This is a genomic window from Paenibacillus sp. FSL R7-0128 (genome assembly GCF_038002245.1).
Taxonomy (GTDB): Bacteria; Bacillota; Bacilli; order Paenibacillales; family Paenibacillaceae; genus Paenibacillus_AQ; species Paenibacillus_AQ silagei.
Genome location: NZ_JBBOCD010000001.1, coordinates 6,191,027 through 6,207,809 on the forward strand (window position 1 = coordinate 6,191,027; position 16,783 = coordinate 6,207,809).

The window sequence follows — 16,783 nt, forward strand, 5'->3', positions numbered from 1 at the left end:
AACAGCAGTTAATTTTTCCGCAATCAGCTTAAAATGGAATTTGAGCAAAATTAAACAGCAAAAATCCAATTATTTTCCACGACAAACTGAATTATGAGTTAACAAGTAACAAAAATCCAACTGTTTCCTCTTACAATAATCATTCCATCCTCCTCTCCTCATTCCTTTCACCCCCACTCCCCTACCACAAATCCACCACCTCCATCTCCTTAATTCAGCCCCAGATCAGCCTTAAACCAAACTGCCTATTGCAACCTTCCGCGATTTGTTTTATTCTGAATATGAAAATAATTTTCTTTAATAACGTATTAATTGTGTAAAATAATTTCATAATCGGTACATTAGGCAAAGCTAAGTATATCCATACTACATGTCCATTTCTGCATTTTCATTCTATACGTAGAGAAAGCTACATGAATCTGAATCTATAGAAAAGAAGGTGAACGCTTGTCTCCCATTCTGCATGCTCTGGAGCATGACAAGCCCAAGCTGTCGCAAATGGAACGCAAGCTGGCTGAGCGTATTCTGGCCTCGCCCGGGGAGATTGTCCATATGGGCATCACCGAGCTGGCGGAGGAATGCGGCATCAGCACAGCGACGATTACGCGGTTCTGCAAAGCGCTGCACTTCAAGGGGTATCCCGATTTCAAGCTCAAGCTGGCGGCTGAGCTGGCGCATAGCGATGGCTCGCCGGAGACCGGCAGCTCCTCTTATCAGGACATCGTGGCCGGCAATCCGCTGCAATTCATTGTAGAGGCCATGCAGGCCAACCACCTGGCCTCGATCCGGGATACCACCTCGCTGCTGGATCTGAGCCGGCTGCAGCAGGTTATTGATCTGCTGTGCCGGGCGCGGCGGGTTGATCTGTACGGGATGGCAACCTCATCCATCGTAGCCCAGGATTTCTATCAAAAGCTGATCCGCATCGGCGTGAACTGTACCGCTTTTGCCGATTCCCATATGCAGATTACTTCCGCTTCCTCACTCTCTTCCGGCGATGTAGCCTTCGCAGTCTCTTATTCAGGAGAGACCCCGGAGACGGTGGATGCCTTAACCTGTGCGGCCGCAAGCGGCGCAGCCACGGTGTCGTTAACCTCATACGGAAGCAGTACTCTCGCTACACTCGCTGATATTCCGCTGTTCTCCTCGTCTCTTGAGCAGGGCATGCGGCGCGGTGATATGGCCTCACGGATCGCACAGCTGCACATTATCGATATTCTGTTCACCGGCATGGTCAGTACCCGGTTTGGAGATTTCATCCCCAAGCTGGAGCAATCTTATCTGAACGTCCAACATTACCGTCATAAACGGGGAGGTCAAATCTAATGAACATTTTGAAATTTCAGCATGAAGAAGATTTCGCAGCCACAGGAGCTAACCTGATCGCCAGTCTGCTGCAGAGCAATCCCAGAGCCGTTCTGGGGCTGGCTACCGGAAGCTCCCCTGTCGGGGTATACGAGAAGCTGGTGGAGATGCACCGCAAGGGCAATGTCAGCTTCGCCAAGGCATCATCCTACAACCTGGACGAATATGTCGGACTGCCTGTGGATCATCCGCAGAGCTACCGGAGCTTCATGAATGAGCATCTGTTCAATCACATTGATATCGACCTGGCACGCACCCATGTGCCTAACGGAAATGCTCCGGACCTTGCGGCCGAATGCCGTGCGTATGACAAGCTGCTGGAGGATAACGGTCCGGTGGATCTGCAGATCCTCGGCATCGGCAGCAATGGCCATATCGGCTTCAACGAGCCGGATGCCAGCCTGAGCAGCGGAACACATGTGGTCGATCTGCTGGAAGAGACCCTGGAAGCCAATGCCCGCTTCTTCGAGCGTGTAGAGGATGTGCCGCGTCAGGCGGTAACAATGGGCATCGGCGGAATTCTTAAGGCGAAGCAGATTGTACTGCTGGTCCGCGGGGAAGAGAAGGCGGAAGCAGTTAAAAATGCGCTGGAGGGCCCAATCACTACCCAGTGTCCCGCCTCGCTGCTGCAGAGCCATCCAAATGTGGTCGTCCTGCTGGATGAAGGAGCTGCGAAATGGCTGAAATAAACGGTGCGCACGGAGAATTGTTGTACGGCAAGGTGCTGACTCCTGACGGAATCACCGAGCAGGGTGTAATTGCCGTAGCGGATGGCTTGATTCAATATGCCGGAGATGCCTCCTGGCTGCCCGCAGCCTATGAGAGCTGGCAGACAGTCACCCGGGAGCCGCAAGGTCTGCTGATCCCCGGATTCGTCGATGTGCATGTGCACGGCGGAGCCGGACATGACTTCATGTACAGCGATGCAGATGCGCTTGACGATATCACACGGTTCCATGCCTCACACGGGACGACCTCTATGCTTGCTACAACCATGACGGCTGCCAAGGCAGACATCGATCAGGTGTTAGCTGAGGTGGATGCTTATCGTTCCCGTGAGGGCGGCATGCCTTATGCAAGGCTGGCAGGTGTACATCTGGAGGGACCGTTCATCAGCGTGAGATGGCCAGGAGCGCAGAATCCTGAGCACATTGTTCCGGCTAATATAGAATGGCTGGAGGAATGGGAGGACAAGTATCCGGGAATGATCCGTCAGGTCACCCTGGCTCCTGAGCGTGAAGCTGCCCTGGAAGCTATCCAGTGGCTGCGCAAGCATGGCATTACGGCTGCGCTCGGCCACACAGATGCCACATTCGAGCAGGTGATTACCGCTGCAGATGCCGGGCTGAACCATGCGGTGCACATGTTCAATGCCATGACACCGCTGCATCACCGCAAGCCGGGAACAGCCGGTGCCGTCCTGTTCGATCCCCGGATCAGAGCCGAGGTGATTGCCGACGGCATCCATGTTCATCCGGCAGCCATCAGCCTCATTACCCGGCTCAAAAACAATCATAATCTGCTGCTGATCACAGATGCCATGTCAGCAACCGGACTTAGCGACGGAGAATATGCCATCGGTGATCTGCCTGTGATCGTCAAGGACGGCATAGCCACGCTGAAGGAGCACCCCGAAGCGCTGGCCGGCAGCACACTGACGATGATTAGCGGGTTCCGTTATCTAATTCAGGAGGTTGGTCTCAGCCTGCTGGAAGCCTCACAGGCTGCCAGCCTAAATCCGGCGCTGTCGCTCGGCATGCAGCGGTCTATCGGAACGCTTGAGGCAGGGAAGCGCGGCGATATTCTGCAGCTGGATCAAGACCTGAACCTGCGCGGTGTATGGATCGGCGGACGCAAGCTGGAGGCCTGATCCGGATAAGACACAGCTTCGTATTCGTATTCGTATTCGTATTCGTATAAACACAACAATGCAGCCCTCTTCCCCGGCTTTCCGGGTGAGAGGGCTGCATTGTTTGCGTCTGTCGTCATTCACTTTTGCCCTGCTGTGCCGTCATTTGAATAAGCCTCATATCCCTTTGGAATACTATCTTCATTCAAGGCACTATGCTGTAGCGCCTGCTTACTGTCCGCTGCGCGCAGGGAAAATCCGTTCCGCCATGATGCGGAATTCATTCGCGAAGCCTCTGAGCGGATGTCCGGCACGGAATTCCCGGGCATAATAATCGGCCCGTTCCACGAAATCCGGGTTCGCCGAGACATAGACATTGCTGACGTATGTGTTGCCTTTTTTAACCTCTGCGGCGATTTTGTTCTTGATCTCCCCGGGAAGCGTGTCTTTATCCTCCCCCATACTGCTTCTGGACATCAGCCCGTTATTGCCGTTCCCCGGATAATCTTCGGGAGCTGCCATACCTGTACCGCCAATGGTTCCAGTGCCTGTCAGACTTCCCGGAATGCCGGCCATGGAGCCGCCTGTTCCCGTCATTCCCGGCACCCCCGCAGCAGTTCCTCTTCCGGTAGCTTTCTCGCGGGTGGTACTCCGGGTGTGGACCTTGCCCGAAGCATCCTCCAGCATTACAGCGACATAAGCGCTTCTGCCAACCATAATAACGTTAGCCGAACGGACTTCCCGCATCGCCGCAACACGGTCAGCCAATTCCTTGCTCATCTCCATACTGCCGAAGTCATCGTCACGGTTCATGTCCCGTGCGGAGTTCACGTGGATTCGCCCGTCTGTCCCCCGTACACTTTTCGTCTGCATATTTCCGCTATCTGCCGAATGGCCGGCACCGCAGCCGGTCATACTGATGGTGCCGAGCAGCAAGGCTGCAGACACGGACAAGCCTAATTTCGATCGCAACATTCCTTCATCCCCCATCACAGAATAATATAGTGTAGTGTGACAACCCTTAGCATGGCTCCTCCTCTGCCCGGTTATCCAGAAAGGATTTGGCAGAGCTGCCTCCACAGTCACATGTAAGAGAACTCCGGCGTATCTTATATAACAGCAGACTGTGTTTCTCCGCGAGAGTCCAGATCAGGAGGGGTAAGCTTGAGAATTCTATTTACGTTTTATGTACCGAGCGGCGGGGTTGAGACCCTGAACAGACTGCGGTGTGAGAGCCTTCAGAAGAACGGCATCGAATGCCATGTGCTCTATCTCATGCCGGGGTCCGGCACCCACAATAGTGTAAGCTTCCCGGTATTTGTCACGAACCAGGATGAAGAGATCAGAACGGTACTGAATACCCATCATTATGACGCCATTATCGTAACCTCCGATTATCTGCTGCTTGAACGCCTGCGCCGGCTGGGGTATGGCGGCATCCTGATCTACGAGTCCCAGGGTCTGGGAACACGAAGCGAAGCACGTAACGTGATTATAGAGTCCGTGCCTTATCTCCAAGCCTTCTGCAATGCCGTGCTGATTCCCCCCACCGATCATTTACTGGAGCTGTTTATCGAGATCTGCCCCTGGCTACAGCGCTATGTTATTCCGAACCTCGTGGATGTACAAGGATTCCGCTATATCCCAGCCGAAGCGCCCGTTGATCCTGTTATCGCCTGGGTAGGGCGGCTGGAGCCCAACAAAAACTGGAGCGAGTATCTGAAGATTGCCTATCATATCCGCAAACAGAGGCCTAACCTTCATCTCTGGATGTTCCATGATCCGAGCTTGGCCTCAGATGACCAGAAGGCGGCATTCAATGAAGAGCTGCATGCCCTTGGCCTGAATGACCGGCTGAATGTGTTCACAAACATGCCTAACCAGATGATGCCTGTCTATTATTCATCGATTGCCGCTTCAGGAGGCTTCCTGCTGTCCAGCTCAGTCACAGAAGGCTTCGGATATGCTGTAGCTGAGGCTGTCTGCTGCTCCTGTCCGGTACTCAGCACGGATTCCGACGGGGTAAGATCCTTCATCACCCATAATATTACCGGCAAATTCTATCCGCTTGGCAATGTGGAGGCTGCCGTGAACGAAGGACTTGAGCTGATGAATAACACTGCGCTGCGTGAAGCCATCTGCTATCAGGGCCGTCAGCATATGGTTACGCATTTCGGATTCGATCAATACGCACATTCCTTCCGCGAGATGATGAACTCCTTCTCTATCTTCTAACTATTGCAAGCAAGCTTCATATATCCTATCTGCAGGCCAAAAAAAACCTTCAATCCCCAGCGCCAGCCGGGGGTTGAAGGTTTCTCTGTGTTTGGCGTTCTGCCTGGAGGCATCACACGCCTTGTCTGGACACCATCTCGAACAACTCGGCCTGGAAAATCTGCACGCTTCTCTCCCAGGTAAACTGCAGTGAATCCTGCTCTCCCCTGGCGGCCAGACGCTGTCGAAGCTCTCGGTCCTCTATCAGCGTCACTATATCCGCAGCAAGACGGTTCTCATGACGGTATGACATCAGACAGTTCTGCCCGTGTGCGCAGTATTCAAGATTCCCCCCCGAATATACGGTAACCAGTGCAGCACCGCAGCGCATCGCCTCCAGCCCCGGCAACGAACCGGCATCATTAGTACTTGCGCTGACAAAAATATCTGTCTCATTGTAATGAAAAGCCAGCTCGTTGTCATTGCCGGGTGTCCGAAGCTGATAACGCCCGGTGTTAAGCAAGGCCTGCAGACTATCAGATGCGGCATATTCAGCAGGGGGAGTCATGATATATATCTCCACCTCTGGATGAAGCCGCTTGACCATATCGAGCTGCTGAATCAGGTATTCCTGTTCCCGGTGGCCGGAGAATCCGCCCTCCGGACGCCGCATGATGGCTGAGACGATCAGCGGCCAGTCTGCGTTGTCGCGTAAATGCGTATTCTTGAAATCCGGAGCAACGCCGACCGGAACAATTCTGCCCTTAATGCCGTGATTGATCCGTATGACCTCCTGCTGCCAGCGGGACAGCAGAAGCAGGTTGCGGGTAATGCTGTAGGAAGCGAACGACTGGTTATTATCCGGCAAGAAATTCGGCTCATAGCATAAGGCCAGCCGGATATGCAGCCCTTTGCCCTGCCGGCTGGCCCGCTCGGCAACCGGAACGGTTGTATAATAATTGGAGATAATTACATCCCCATAGGGAAAATCATCTTCGGTAAGCACCGGAGCGGGCGCAGTGATAATCGGACATTTCATCTCATATTCAACAAAGCCATGGCTGGGCAAAAGAACAACGACCTCATGGCCAATTTCAGCCAGACGGTTAGCCAGCTCAGTTATCATCCGCTGCGCGCCGCCTCTGGATAATGTCAGAACCGGGAAGGTCAGTCTCAATTCCTTGTCTCCTTTCTCAGCAGCTGCGTCAAATTGCCCCTGTGCATGAACTGCACCCTTGCAATCTCCCGGTTCTGCGCCTCGCTGTGCAGGACCGAGCCCATCTCATTATGCACACGGTAATCCAGCAGCGGCTCTTCTATATAAGACCACTCATAATGCGGAAGAATCCGCAGCCACATATCATAATCCTGTGTATACAGGAGGCTCTCATTAAATGCTCCCACCCTGGAGAGGATCTCCATATCAAACAGCACCGTGCTGCCGTTAACTGGACAGCTGGACATCATAGTCTGAATGAGGGCCGGCCTGCTGCAGGCCGGCATCCGAACGATGTCGTGAAACCGTTGTCCGTGCTCATTAATATAGTAGTAAGCCGTATGATTGAAGGAGGTTCCCGAGCTGCGGATGACTTCTATTTGCCGTCTGATTTTATCGGGATGGAACAGATCGTCCGCGCTTAACCAGGCAAAATAAGCTCCGTTTGCCACCTCAATTCCCCTATTGAGCGCCGAGCCGGTTCCTCCGTTGGTCTTGCGGACATACACGATCCGGCTCTTATAGGCTTCAAGCTTCTCCGTATGGAGTGTGGAACCGTCATCCACCACGATCAGCTCGATATCCGCGTAGCTCTGGGCCAGCACGCTCTCAACCGCCAGATGCACGTAGGGACAATTATAGAACGGAATCACCACCGAGACCTTGGTCTTCTGATTCATGCCCCGGCCTCCTCCCTGAGTTCATTTATACTGTCTTGCAGGCGAGCAGGGCGTCCAGCGGCGCGTGATTCTCACCGAAGGCTTCCCGGAATGAAGGATTCTCCGCATGGTGAAATCCCTTCAGTACGGTTACAGCGTAGCCCAGCTTCAGGAAGTCCTCAGGCTCCCAGCCGCTCCAGTGCTTCTGGTAATACTCCCCATGCAGATTGAAATGGTCCTTCCCCTCCTGCGGGAAGAAGCCCCGTGGTGTAAATACGATGACACGGTTCGCAGCGATAAGCTCCGCCTTACGCAGCAGCTCTATGCCTTCACTCATCGAAAAATGCTCCAGAGAATCGATCAGAGTGACCGCAGAGAAGGTTCCCGGCAGGAACAGCTTATCGATATGGCCGGCATCGGCATGAACCGGAATGATATGAGGGGACTTGTATTTGCGGTGCAGCAGATAAGGCCTGTGGATATCCAGCCCCAGCACTACAGCGGCCTCATACCGCTCCAGCAGCGTACCGGTACCGCTGCCGATATCCAGAATACTCTCGGAGAATTTCAGCTGCTCCAGCAGGACCGGCAGGAAGTCTTTCACTTCAATTTCCCGGTACATATGCTCTCCCTCCTAAGCGTTAGTTGCTTGGTCTTGGGCTGTGCTGCAGTGCCGGCTATGCGCGCTCCGGCAGCTAGCCGCCCATGGAAGCAATCAGGGCGCTTAAGGGAGCGTGATAACGGGCACTGGTTGCTGCAGCCTCGGCCATAATGACATCGTAGTGTCTGAGCGTGCCCATTCCCTCATGCCGGCGGTAAGCCGTTAAGGACTGGTTCAGCATCACCGGTGCATAACCGTTCAGAATCGCCCGGTACCACAGATCATAATCATGGGTATACGGCAGTGCTTCATCGAACATTCCGATGGCTCCGAAGATCTCCCGCTTGAACATCACCGTACAGCCGTTGATAGGATTGCCGTACAGGAAGCAGCGCAGATATTCAAGCTGATTCGGGAATACGGCCGCAGCATTCAGCTCCATAGCCTGCGAGTTTCCGTTAATGTAATTGAAGTTGGTGTACGAGATCAGCAAACGGTTCTGTTCCATGAACAGAACCTGATTATTGATCTTGTCACGATAGAACATATCATCCGAGCTGAGCCAGACTACATAATCTCCCGTGGCATGCGCAATACCGTGGTTAAGTGCCGAAGCGGTGCCGCCGTTGGCCTTGCCCAGATAGTGAATGTAGGGCAGATAAGGAGTAATCCGCTCTGCATGCAGAGTTGAACCGTCATCCACTACGATAATCTCATAAGGCTGCCAGGATTGGCTTATGGCGCTCTGCAGCGCCTGCTCAATATAAGGGCAATTGTAAAAAGGAATAACTACGGATACTCTGGGCTTCATAACAACCTTCCTTCCTTACCGGCCCTTGTATAGCCGATAATATCCGCCAGCGAACGGTCCAGCGCAATCTCCGGCATCCAGCCGGAAATAACAGCATAGGCCCCCGATTCTTCAGGCGGTACCTTACTATCAGCAGATTCAAATGGAGGCTTCGCGGGAACGGCAGGTGTCGGGGAAGGATTGCCCCGACTGTGCTCCTCCTGCGGGCCCCAGTCCATCGCAACCGGAGCTGCCGCATGGGCCAGCAGCTTCGCCGCAACCTCCCCCAGCTCCCGTTCTGTCCCAGAGTCAATGCGGTAGATCCTTCCTGTCTCGCCCGAATCCAGAATGAAGCCATAGGCCCTGACCGCATCACGCACATCCAGAAAGTCACGCAGCGCATGGCGCGAGGAGAGCCGAAACGCAGCAGGTGCAGCCGATCCGGTTATAGCGGCTGCCTCACTGCGCACAATATGCTGTGCCAGCAGGGAACAGAAGCCGGTGGACGGACCCGGACCAATCAGGTTCGAGGGCTCCGCCATCAGCACCGGCTGAGCAAACAGCGTTGCCCAGGCCAGCGATACCAGCTCCTCCAGCGTCTTGCTAAGGCTATAGGGATGGGGCGGGTCTGCCGCACCCGGTCTATACTTAAGCCGGGAGCCGGCCACCAGAATACGGCTGGCCGGCTGGACACGCAGCGCCTCAAGCAAATATAGAGTAGCCATTACATTGGTCTCCATGTAGAGCAGCGGGTCCCTCCAGGACTCCGGGACCGAATTCTTGCCTGCCAGGTGCAGCACCTGATCCGGCTTCACCGCTCCAATCATTGCCGCCACAGCCCTGCGGTCCCCCAGGTCACAGACATACTGCTGAACGCCGTCCGGGAACAACTCCGCAGCTGGCTTGCGTCGGACTACAGCAGTCACCTCCGCTCCTCCGGCGGCAAAGTAGGCCACGGCATGCCTGCCGGTAAAGCCGGAAGCTCCGGTAATAAGGAGACGCCGCCCGCTCATGTCAGCAGCTCTGAGCTGCGCATAAAGTCGGCAAGCTCGCTAAGCATCCGGGGATAGGAAGGCAGCTCAATCGTGACATCGCTTCTCGTGCTGATCAGCGTCCGGTCCTGAACCGGCGTCTGCTGCGGGATGATCTCAACATCCTCTTTATGAAATGCGGTCTGCATCATCTGCAGCAGCTGATATTTGCTTACGGGCTGCGGGTGGGCCAGATGAATCAGCCCGGAGAGATCCGAGTCCAGCAGGGAATCGATGGCTTTGGCCAGCTCCAGGGTGGTGACTCCATTCCACATCACGCATTCATATCCGGTTACCCGGCCTTTCTGGGCCAGAAACCATTCCATGAGGCCGATTCCGCCGGAGCGGATCTCGGGCCCGATAATGGAGGTACGGATCGTGAGATGTCCGGGATCGCGCACTTCTCCAAGACTCTTGGTGAGGGCGTAGACCGAGGTTCCATCCGCGGCATCCTCCTCCGTATATCCGCCGCGTGTTCCTTCGAACACGCAGTCGGAGCTGATATGGATGAGCCGGGCATGGATCTGGTCCGCTGCCCGCCGCAGGCGGTGGGGCAGAAATCCGTTGACATGATACGCGCCGATCCGGTCCCGTTCGGCGAATTGATTGAGTACCCCCATCGCATTAATAATGCAATGGGGGGAGACGATTTCAACCAGCTTCTCTACACCGGCGATGTCGTCGGCGTCTACATACAACCCTCCAAGATCCTTCTTATCCCGGGTTGTATGGAAGATGTGGTGCTTGCCCTGGCGGCGAAAATACTCCGCCAGCATATGACCTGCCATACCATTTCCGCCGAGAATCAGGAGCTTCACTGGAGGAACCCTCCCCGGATCAGGATATCTTTGATTTCAGCCTGCTCCATCAGATGATTCTCCGAGCTGAAGCTGCTGAAGGATACATGGGGGAAATGACGGTAATGCTCCTTCAGCTCCGGCATATCGAGTGTGGGCAGAATAACCAGGTACTGCTCATCGTAGACCACCGTAGTCAGGCTCTCAAAATCGCTCATCAGGATCTCATGGATTTTCTCACCCGGGCGGATGCCGGTCTCGATCATACTGACATCCGTCCGGCCGGAAGCTTCAATCAGCACATCGGCCAAATCCACGATCCGGCAGGTCGGCATGGTCATGACAAAGATCTCTCCGCCGATACTGACATCGGAAGCCTTGAACAGCAGGGTAATGGCATCGCGCAGGGTGAAAAAAAACCGGGTCATGTTCATATCCGTAATCTTTACCTGTCCCTTGTCCTTGATCTGCTTCATGAACAGATGGACCACGCTGCCGTTCGTACCCAGCACATTGCCTCCGCGCACCGTAACAAATTTGGTGCCTGAGCCGATCAGATTGGCATAGACGAACAGCTTCTCACCGATGGCCTTGGTCATACCGTAGAAGTTCGACGGATTGGCCGCCTTGTCGGTAGAAATGTAGATCGCCTTCTCCACATTGTTGGCAATCGCGGCTTCGATGACATTTTGTGTGCCGACCACATTCGTCTTGAGCGCCTCGTACGGCTGGTCCTCGCAGACGGGTACATGCTTGAGCGCGGCCAGATGGAAGACATAATCCACACCGCGGCAGGCAGCCACCAGCGCATCCTTGTCACGGATATCGCCGATGATGAAGCTGAGATGCTTATCTTCAAATTCACGGCTCATGGCTACCTGTGCAGACTCACTGCGGGAGAATACGATGATTTCTTTGGGATGCTGCGGCAGCAGCTGCCGGATCAGCTCATGCCCCCAGGAACCGGTACCGCCTGTAACCAGAATCCGTTTATTATTGAACATGCAGGTTCCCTCCAAGCAGAAATTTAACTACCTTTACCGAGACACCTTGGGCAAGATACCCTTCCGGCGCCTCCCAATCGGGCTTAAGCGACGTCATCAGCACGGTGCAGCGCAGAATGCTGTTCTGTTCTACCCCGGACACTACATTACTTCCGCAATCGATAGTTTCCGGGCGTTCTGTCGTCCGGCGTATGGTCACCGTAGGCACTCCCATCAGGCAACATTCTTCTTGAACGGTGCCGCTGTCGGTAATGGCGCACAGGGCATAGCGTTCCAGATGAACAAAGTCAAAAAATCCGAAGGGTTCGTGAAACTCCACCAGCGGGTTCATACTCAGCGGGAACTGCTCCGTAAGCTTGGAGCGTGTACGGGGATGGATGCTGCAGATCAGGCGGAGTCCCAAATGCTCAGCCACCAGGTTCAGCCCGGACATAATCTGGAGCAGCGACTCCGGATCATCGACATTCTCGGCCCGGTGGGCTGTTACCAGCAGATACCGGCCGGCTTCAAGCTTCAGCCGGGACAGGATGTCACTGGCCGCGATCTGCTCTTCGTAATGCGTAATCACCTCATGGATGGGGTTGCCGGTTAACACGATACGCTGGCTGGGGAACCCTTCGCTGAGCAGATGTCTCTTACTCTGCTGGGTATAGGGCATATTTATGGTGGAGACGGCATCTATGACACGGCGGTTTTTCTCCTCCGGCACTTTCAGATCGTAACAGCGGTTGCCTGCTTCCATATGCACCACCGGGATGCCCATCCGCTCGGCCAGAATGGCACATAGCGCACTGTTGGTATCCCCCAGCAGCAGCACGCGGTCCGGCTGCTCTTGAAGCAGAATGCTCTCCAGACTGCCGAACATGGCGGCCAGCTGACCCCCGAGTCCGGCCTGCTTATCCTGCAGCACGTAGTCCGGTGCGCGGAGTCCCAGCTCAGCGAAGAATACCCCGCTGAGGCTGGCCGTGAAATTCTGTCCCGTATGCACCAGCACATGCCGCTCCGCATACCGGTCCAGCAGCGGAATGATAACGCTAAGGCGGATGATCTCGGGCCGCGTGCCCAAAATCGTCATGATCTTCATGGGTTCACTCCCCTTTGATTATGGCCTGCCCTTAGGAACCGGGCAGGCTGCTCAGGATGCCTTACGCCGCCGCTTGCTCCGGCGGCTTCCGGCCTGGCCCGCGCGGCGCTTCTTGCCGCCGCTGGCCCGACGGCGCGCGGAGCCTGCCGCGCGCTTCTTGCGGCGCGGGCGCGTTCCCGCCGCGCCGCTCCGGGACTTGGCGCGGCGCAGCCTGCCGCGCCGCAGCTTCGCGGCCCGCAGCCGTGCGGCGCGGCGCCCGGTCTTACCCCGCGGCCGCTCTGCCGCGGGGGCGCTCTTCCCGCCCGCCGGCGCAGCTGCGGGCGGGGCTTCCGGGCCGCCGATGAGCTGCGGCGGCTGGAGGCAGTAGCGGAGATGCCACCTCTCCGCTAAGCCTTGCAGCCGGACGCGGTAAGCCGCCGGGCCGTAGACGGCCTCGATGCGCTCCCGCGCCTGCCGGCCAATGCCGGCCGCCATCGCCTGGTCGGCCAGCAGCGCGTTCACCCGCCCGGCCAGCGCATCCATGTCTCCCGCAGGCACTAGCAGCTCGCCGCAGCCTGCGGCGTCCAGAATCTCCCGCAGGCCGCCGGAATCATAAGCGACAACCGGCTTGCTGAAGGCATAGCCCTCCAGGGCGGTCATGCCGAAGCCTTCCCGGATCAGGCTGGGGACAACAAGCAGATCCATCGCGCAGTAAGCGGCCGGCAGACATTCTTCGTACCCGACAAACCGGAAGCGTGAGGTCAGACCCTCCAGCTTCACCTTGCGGACACAGCGCTCATAGTAGCTTTTATCCCCGGGAGTCCCCACTACGAGGTAGCGGGCAGCCGGATGCTGCTCATGCACCAGAACCGCCATCTTGACGAAATGCTCCAGTCCCTTCTCCTTATTAATGAAGGAAGAGACATAGCCAATCAGCGGGTCCCCCGGGGCGATCTTCAGCTCACTCCGCCGTTCCCCGCGCAGCTTGCTCCAGGCCTCGAACATCAAATCCGCGTCACTCCATGACGGAGGAAGCTGGGTCACCTTGCTATCGCGGATCTCCTCGGGGAAGCACGATGCCGCTGTCTGTGAAATCGCCAGAATCTCATCGCTGTTGTTGTGGATCAGCTCTACGCTGATCGGGGTGAACTCGTTGTCTGTAATGGTCTCCGAGATCTTCCAGATCACCGGTATGCCCAGTGTCTTCGCCGCGATGGGCGGCAGGGCATGCACACAGGTGCTGGTGATCACGAAGGACGGACGGAGCTCCGCAAGCCAGTGAGTCAGCTCATGATATTCCCGGCCCTCCTGCAGCTTGCGGATATCTGCCGGAAGACCGGCATAGGGAGTGTATACTCCATAGACCAGCGGAATAGACATCAGCCGGACTTGAAGGCCGTAGCTCCGGGCCAGCTGTGTCAGCTTCCCGTCCTGCGGGGCTACGAGGATACAATTGAAGTAAGGAGACAGCTCCCGGCTGAAGAATAACAGCAGCTTCTCCGCACCCGTAATACTGCGCGTGTTGGAGACATGGGAAAAGAGGACGATCGTCGCTTTGTCGGCCATGGTGTCTCGGCGCTCCCCTGCGAAGGGCTGTGGAGCAGCCATTCACCTCCTAAATTTTGAATGCACACAATCTGTTATCACTCAGCAGTGCTCCTGCTTGGGACGGGTATATTAGCTGACAGGCTAACATCTCTGCCCGGTACTCCAGTATATTGAGGAGGCACAGATGCCGGCACGACACCTGTCCCCTGTGATACGCACATTTTGCTGACAGCCTGTTCTACGATTGCCCTGCTGGCTTACCCGTAAATAACCCTAAGCAGCTGGCTCAGACGTCTGGTATACGTATGATCCCTCAGTGTCCGTTCGAAGGCGCGGAGGGACATCTCCCGGCGCTCTTCCTCGTGCGTCAGATAGTACTGGATTTTGTCCATCAGCTCGCGGGGGCCGGAGAAGGTGTCGATCTCTTCGCCCACCTTGTAGAAGGAGCCGAGATCATCACGGGCATCGCAGAGCTGCAGCGTGCCGCTGGCAGCAATCTCGAACGTGCGCGGATTCGGCGATACAGCCGGAATATACAGCGTGTTATTGTTGACGGCATCGTCGATATGCGAGCGGTGAAGGTTGATCACAATCTTCGAGCCGCTGTAGGCTACAGCCGTCTCCTGGGGGGACATCCATTTGCCGATCTCAATCCGGTCGCCATAGAGCGGTGCTTCCGGCAACCGGTCCCACCAGATTCCGTTAATGACCGTGTTATAGCTCATCAGCTCCGGCATAATATCGCGGAAGAAATTAATCCGGTTCCAGTAGGCAGACCCGATGAAGCTGACATCCCGGCTGACCGGCGAGCGTCCGGTAGTCGGACGGTAATGCTCACGGTGTGCGGCAAAGGGCAGATAGTGGACCTCCGTGCAGCCAAGGCCGCGGTAGATCTCTACGCAATTACGCTCCAGTGTGAATACATAGTCATAGTGAGGCACAATCTTCATTGTGAAATCGGTGTAATACGGATCATCGGTCAGCCAGATCGCGGTCTTGATGCCCTGACCGCGCAGAATAGCCACCTGCTCCAGGGGCAAATCCAGGCCATCCAGCACAAGCACGAGGTCGGGACGCTGGGCAGAAGCCAGCTCTACCAGATTCTGGCGCACATCGGTAATCGTCACGTGAGTGGTCAGTCTTTGCAGCGCGAAGAGCACAGCATCATCAATCGGAGAGTACGGATACCCTTTGCCCGAGGCCACGTACATCACATGTATATTCCTTACCGGCTGCGGCTCCTCCGGGCGTCCGTCCAGAACAGCCAGACGTCCCCGCAGATATCCTTCGTCATAGCCTCCCTTGAAGCCGGTCAGACGTCCCCGCAGCTTCTCTTCCTCCGCAGGGGTTCTCGGCAACGGCGGGGCAGGCATAATAAATTCGTTGTTCATGAGTATTCGCTCCTTTTGATCCATAATGAAATTCACCCTCTTGAAGTAAGAACACCCAGTAAATGAGGCAGACGCGAAGTAAAGGTATGCCGGCGCAGCGTGGTCTGCAGTCCCCGCAGCGCATACTGCCGGCGCTCCTTGTCGTGCTTCAGGTAATAATCAATTTTGCGCTTCAGCTCATCGGCAGAAGCGAAGGTCTCCAGATCCCGGCCCGGCTTGTAGTGGATATCCAGATCCTGCCGGATATCGGTCAGCTGCATCGTCCCGCAGGCGCTGATCTCATAGGTCCGGGGATTAATGGAGAGGGACGGAAGCTGGAACGTATTCCGGTTGTCCATCCCTCCCTCCCAGGGCCGGTGGATATTAATGACCAGCTTCGCGCCGCTGTAATAATTGGCGGTCTCCTCCGGCGGGATGAAGCCCTCTCTGATGTACGGAGACAGCTCCTCGAAGTGGGCCAGCCGCTCCCAGAATCCGCCGGCGATGAGCACCTTCTTTCCCCGCAGGAAGGGGACCAGTTCATCGAACAGCTCCGTACGGTTGCGGAAGGCATTGCCGATGAACACGACATCATAGTGATATTGCGGTCCGGTGTGGCGCGGGTAGAACATCTGGGGGTTGACGCACAGCGGAAGGTAATGCACAGACGCCGTCCCCAGCGAACGGTAGAATTCCACACAGCCCAGCTCATGCGTGAACACATAATCGTAATGCCGGCAGATGACGGATGTGTCCTCGGTGAAATAAGGATCATCCACAAACCAGATCGCCGCCGGGATACCCAGCTGTCTTATTGCCGTAATTTGTTCCAGATGATTCTCCGGAAAAACATGCAGCCCGTTCATCACCAGCACCGCCTCAGGCATTTCGCGCGATGCCACCTCCAGCATAGTTTCCGGAGGACAGATAATCAGCTCGCTTACCAGCAGCCGCAGCGCTTCTGCGACTCCCGCATCGATGGCCTGAAACCCCTGGGGAACATACATCAGTTTTAACGGCTGACATTCCCCCACTTCAAGGGTATTCAGGCGCTTCACGGCTTCGCACAGGCCGAGATGGTACCCTTGCAGATAGCCATCCCGGTAATCCTGTGGAAGCCCGCCTCTCTTTTTTGTTTTCACGGCCTTCACCCTGCCCCGTTATATTCTCAAGACAGTAGTACTATATGCGGAGTCAGCATCCGCCTCATGGACATCTGTCTGTATCACACCGAAATTGGCATATGCCCCCGGTCTTTCGCCCGCTTGGCCCGAAC

Annotated in this window: 16 protein-coding genes; 4 read left to right on the forward strand and 12 right to left on the reverse strand. The window is 55.8% G+C overall.

What is annotated here, in order from left to right; translation table 11 throughout:
• Positions 1–447 precede the first annotated feature (447 nt).
• From NST26_RS26120 to nagA, 3 genes are read left to right on the forward strand one after another with little or no spacing between them, the layout of a single operon-like run.
• Positions 448–1,326 carry a MurR/RpiR family transcriptional regulator gene (locus tag NST26_RS26120; RefSeq protein WP_036727152.1) on the forward strand — a complete coding sequence of 293 codons (879 nt, stop codon included), beginning with the start codon at positions 448–450 and terminating at the stop codon, positions 1,324–1,326.
• Positions 1,326–2,054 carry a glucosamine-6-phosphate deaminase gene (gene nagB, locus NST26_RS26125; protein WP_036727151.1) on the forward strand — a complete coding sequence of 243 codons (729 nt, stop codon included), beginning with the start codon at positions 1,326–1,328 and terminating at the stop codon, positions 2,052–2,054. Before NST26_RS26120 ends, nagB begins: the two co-directional genes overlap by 1 nt.
• Positions 2,042–3,235 (forward strand): N-acetylglucosamine-6-phosphate deacetylase, encoded by a 1,194-nt coding sequence (gene nagA / locus NST26_RS26130; protein ID WP_340980187.1) that lies wholly within the window; start codon positions 2,042–2,044, stop codon positions 3,233–3,235. Before nagB ends, nagA begins: the two co-directional genes overlap by 13 nt.
• Before the next feature lie 210 nt (positions 3,236–3,445).
• Here the strand turns inward: nagA and NST26_RS26135 are convergent, their stop codons facing one another.
• Complete coding sequence (locus tag NST26_RS26135; RefSeq protein ID WP_340980188.1) at positions 3,446–4,189, reverse strand: YhcN/YlaJ family sporulation lipoprotein; 744 nt, start codon at positions 4,187–4,189, stop codon at positions 3,446–3,448.
• A 189-nt stretch (positions 4,190–4,378) separates the two neighbouring features.
• On the opposite strand from NST26_RS26135, the gene NST26_RS26140 reads away from it, so the two are divergent.
• On the forward strand, positions 4,379–5,449 hold the full coding sequence (locus NST26_RS26140) for a glycosyltransferase family 4 protein (RefSeq protein ID WP_209876019.1): 1,071 nt from the start codon (positions 4,379–4,381) through the stop codon (positions 5,447–5,449).
• A gap of 112 nt (positions 5,450–5,561) precedes the next feature.
• On the opposite strand, the gene NST26_RS26145 is transcribed toward NST26_RS26140, so the two are convergent.
• The 11 genes from NST26_RS26145 to NST26_RS26195 all read right to left on the reverse strand — a co-directional run bounded on the left by NST26_RS26145 (position 5,562) and on the right by NST26_RS26195 (position 16,658).
• Entirely contained in the window at positions 5,562–6,605 is a 1,044-nt protein-coding gene (locus NST26_RS26145; protein ID WP_339250799.1) for a glycosyltransferase family 4 protein, read from the reverse strand.
• Positions 6,602–7,324 (reverse strand): glycosyltransferase family 2 protein, encoded by a 723-nt coding sequence (locus NST26_RS26150; RefSeq protein ID WP_340980189.1) that lies wholly within the window; start codon positions 7,322–7,324, stop codon positions 6,602–6,604. Before NST26_RS26150 ends, NST26_RS26145 begins: the two co-directional genes overlap by 4 nt.
• Before the next feature lie 25 nt (positions 7,325–7,349).
• A complete protein-coding gene (locus tag NST26_RS26155; RefSeq protein WP_076082334.1) occupies positions 7,350–7,925 on the reverse strand; it encodes a class I SAM-dependent methyltransferase in 576 nt (191 codons plus the stop codon).
• A 73-nt stretch (positions 7,926–7,998) separates the two neighbouring features.
• Positions 7,999–8,715, reverse strand: coding sequence for a glycosyltransferase (locus NST26_RS26160; RefSeq protein WP_036727141.1), 717 nt, complete (start codon positions 8,713–8,715; stop codon positions 7,999–8,001).
• Positions 8,712–9,707, reverse strand: a complete 996-nt coding sequence (locus tag NST26_RS26165) for an NAD-dependent epimerase/dehydratase family protein (RefSeq protein ID WP_340980191.1) — start codon at positions 9,705–9,707, stop codon at positions 8,712–8,714. Before NST26_RS26165 ends, NST26_RS26160 begins: the two co-directional genes overlap by 4 nt.
• Positions 9,704–10,543, reverse strand: coding sequence for a dTDP-4-dehydrorhamnose reductase family protein (locus NST26_RS26170; protein ID WP_036727137.1), 840 nt, complete (start codon positions 10,541–10,543; stop codon positions 9,704–9,706). The genes NST26_RS26165 and NST26_RS26170 overlap by 4 nt, the downstream gene beginning before the upstream one ends.
• Positions 10,540–11,526: a polysaccharide biosynthesis protein gene (locus NST26_RS26175; protein ID WP_036727136.1), complete on the reverse strand. Its 987-nt coding sequence runs from the start codon at positions 11,524–11,526 to the stop codon at positions 10,540–10,542. Before NST26_RS26175 ends, NST26_RS26170 begins: the two co-directional genes overlap by 4 nt.
• Entirely contained in the window at positions 11,516–12,610 is a 1,095-nt protein-coding gene (gene wecB / locus NST26_RS26180; protein ID WP_036727134.1) for a non-hydrolyzing UDP-N-acetylglucosamine 2-epimerase, read from the reverse strand. Before wecB ends, NST26_RS26175 begins: the two co-directional genes overlap by 11 nt.
• 51 nt (positions 12,611–12,661) lie before the next feature.
• Positions 12,662–14,197 (reverse strand): glycosyltransferase family 4 protein, encoded by a 1,536-nt coding sequence (locus NST26_RS26185; protein WP_340980192.1) that lies wholly within the window; start codon positions 14,195–14,197, stop codon positions 12,662–12,664.
• Between the two features lie 197 nt (positions 14,198–14,394).
• Positions 14,395–15,528 (reverse strand): CgeB family protein, encoded by a 1,134-nt coding sequence (locus tag NST26_RS26190; RefSeq protein WP_209876010.1) that lies wholly within the window; start codon positions 15,526–15,528, stop codon positions 14,395–14,397.
• Positions 15,529–15,560: 32 nt separating this feature from the next.
• Positions 15,561–16,658, reverse strand: coding sequence for a CgeB family protein (locus NST26_RS26195; protein WP_445323344.1), 1,098 nt, complete (start codon positions 16,656–16,658; stop codon positions 15,561–15,563).
• Positions 16,659–16,783: the final 125 nt, after the last annotated feature.

Excerpts from the sequence above, each read along its gene's own strand:
- nagB (WP_036727151.1), top strand. The coding sequence starts at position 1,326 with ATGAACATTTTGAAATTTCAGCATGAAGAAGATTTCGCAGCCACAGGA.
- nagA (WP_340980187.1), top strand. The coding sequence starts at position 2,042 with ATGGCTGAAATAAACGGTGCGCACGGAGAATTGTTGTACGGCAAGGTG.
- NST26_RS26135 (WP_340980188.1), bottom strand. The coding sequence starts at position 4,189 with ATGTTGCGATCGAAATTAGGCTTGTCCGTGTCTGCAGCCTTGCTGCTC.
- NST26_RS26150 (WP_340980189.1), bottom strand. The coding sequence starts at position 7,324 with ATGAATCAGAAGACCAAGGTCTCGGTGGTGATTCCGTTCTATAATTGT.
- NST26_RS26155 (WP_076082334.1), bottom strand. The coding sequence starts at position 7,925 with ATGTACCGGGAAATTGAAGTGAAAGACTTCCTGCCGGTCCTGCTGGAG.
- NST26_RS26160 (WP_036727141.1), bottom strand. The coding sequence starts at position 8,715 with ATGAAGCCCAGAGTATCCGTAGTTATTCCTTTTTACAATTGCCCTTAT.
- NST26_RS26165 (WP_340980191.1), bottom strand. The coding sequence starts at position 9,707 with ATGAGCGGGCGGCGTCTCCTTATTACCGGAGCTTCCGGCTTTACCGGC.
- NST26_RS26175 (WP_036727136.1), bottom strand. The coding sequence starts at position 11,526 with ATGTTCAATAATAAACGGATTCTGGTTACAGGCGGTACCGGTTCCTGG.
- wecB (WP_036727134.1), bottom strand. The coding sequence starts at position 12,610 with ATGAAGATCATGACGATTTTGGGCACGCGGCCCGAGATCATCCGCCTT.
- NST26_RS26185 (WP_340980192.1), bottom strand. The coding sequence starts at position 14,197 with ATGGCTGCTCCACAGCCCTTCGCAGGGGAGCGCCGAGACACCATGGCC.
- NST26_RS26190 (WP_209876010.1), bottom strand. The coding sequence starts at position 15,528 with ATGAACAACGAATTTATTATGCCTGCCCCGCCGTTGCCGAGAACCCCT.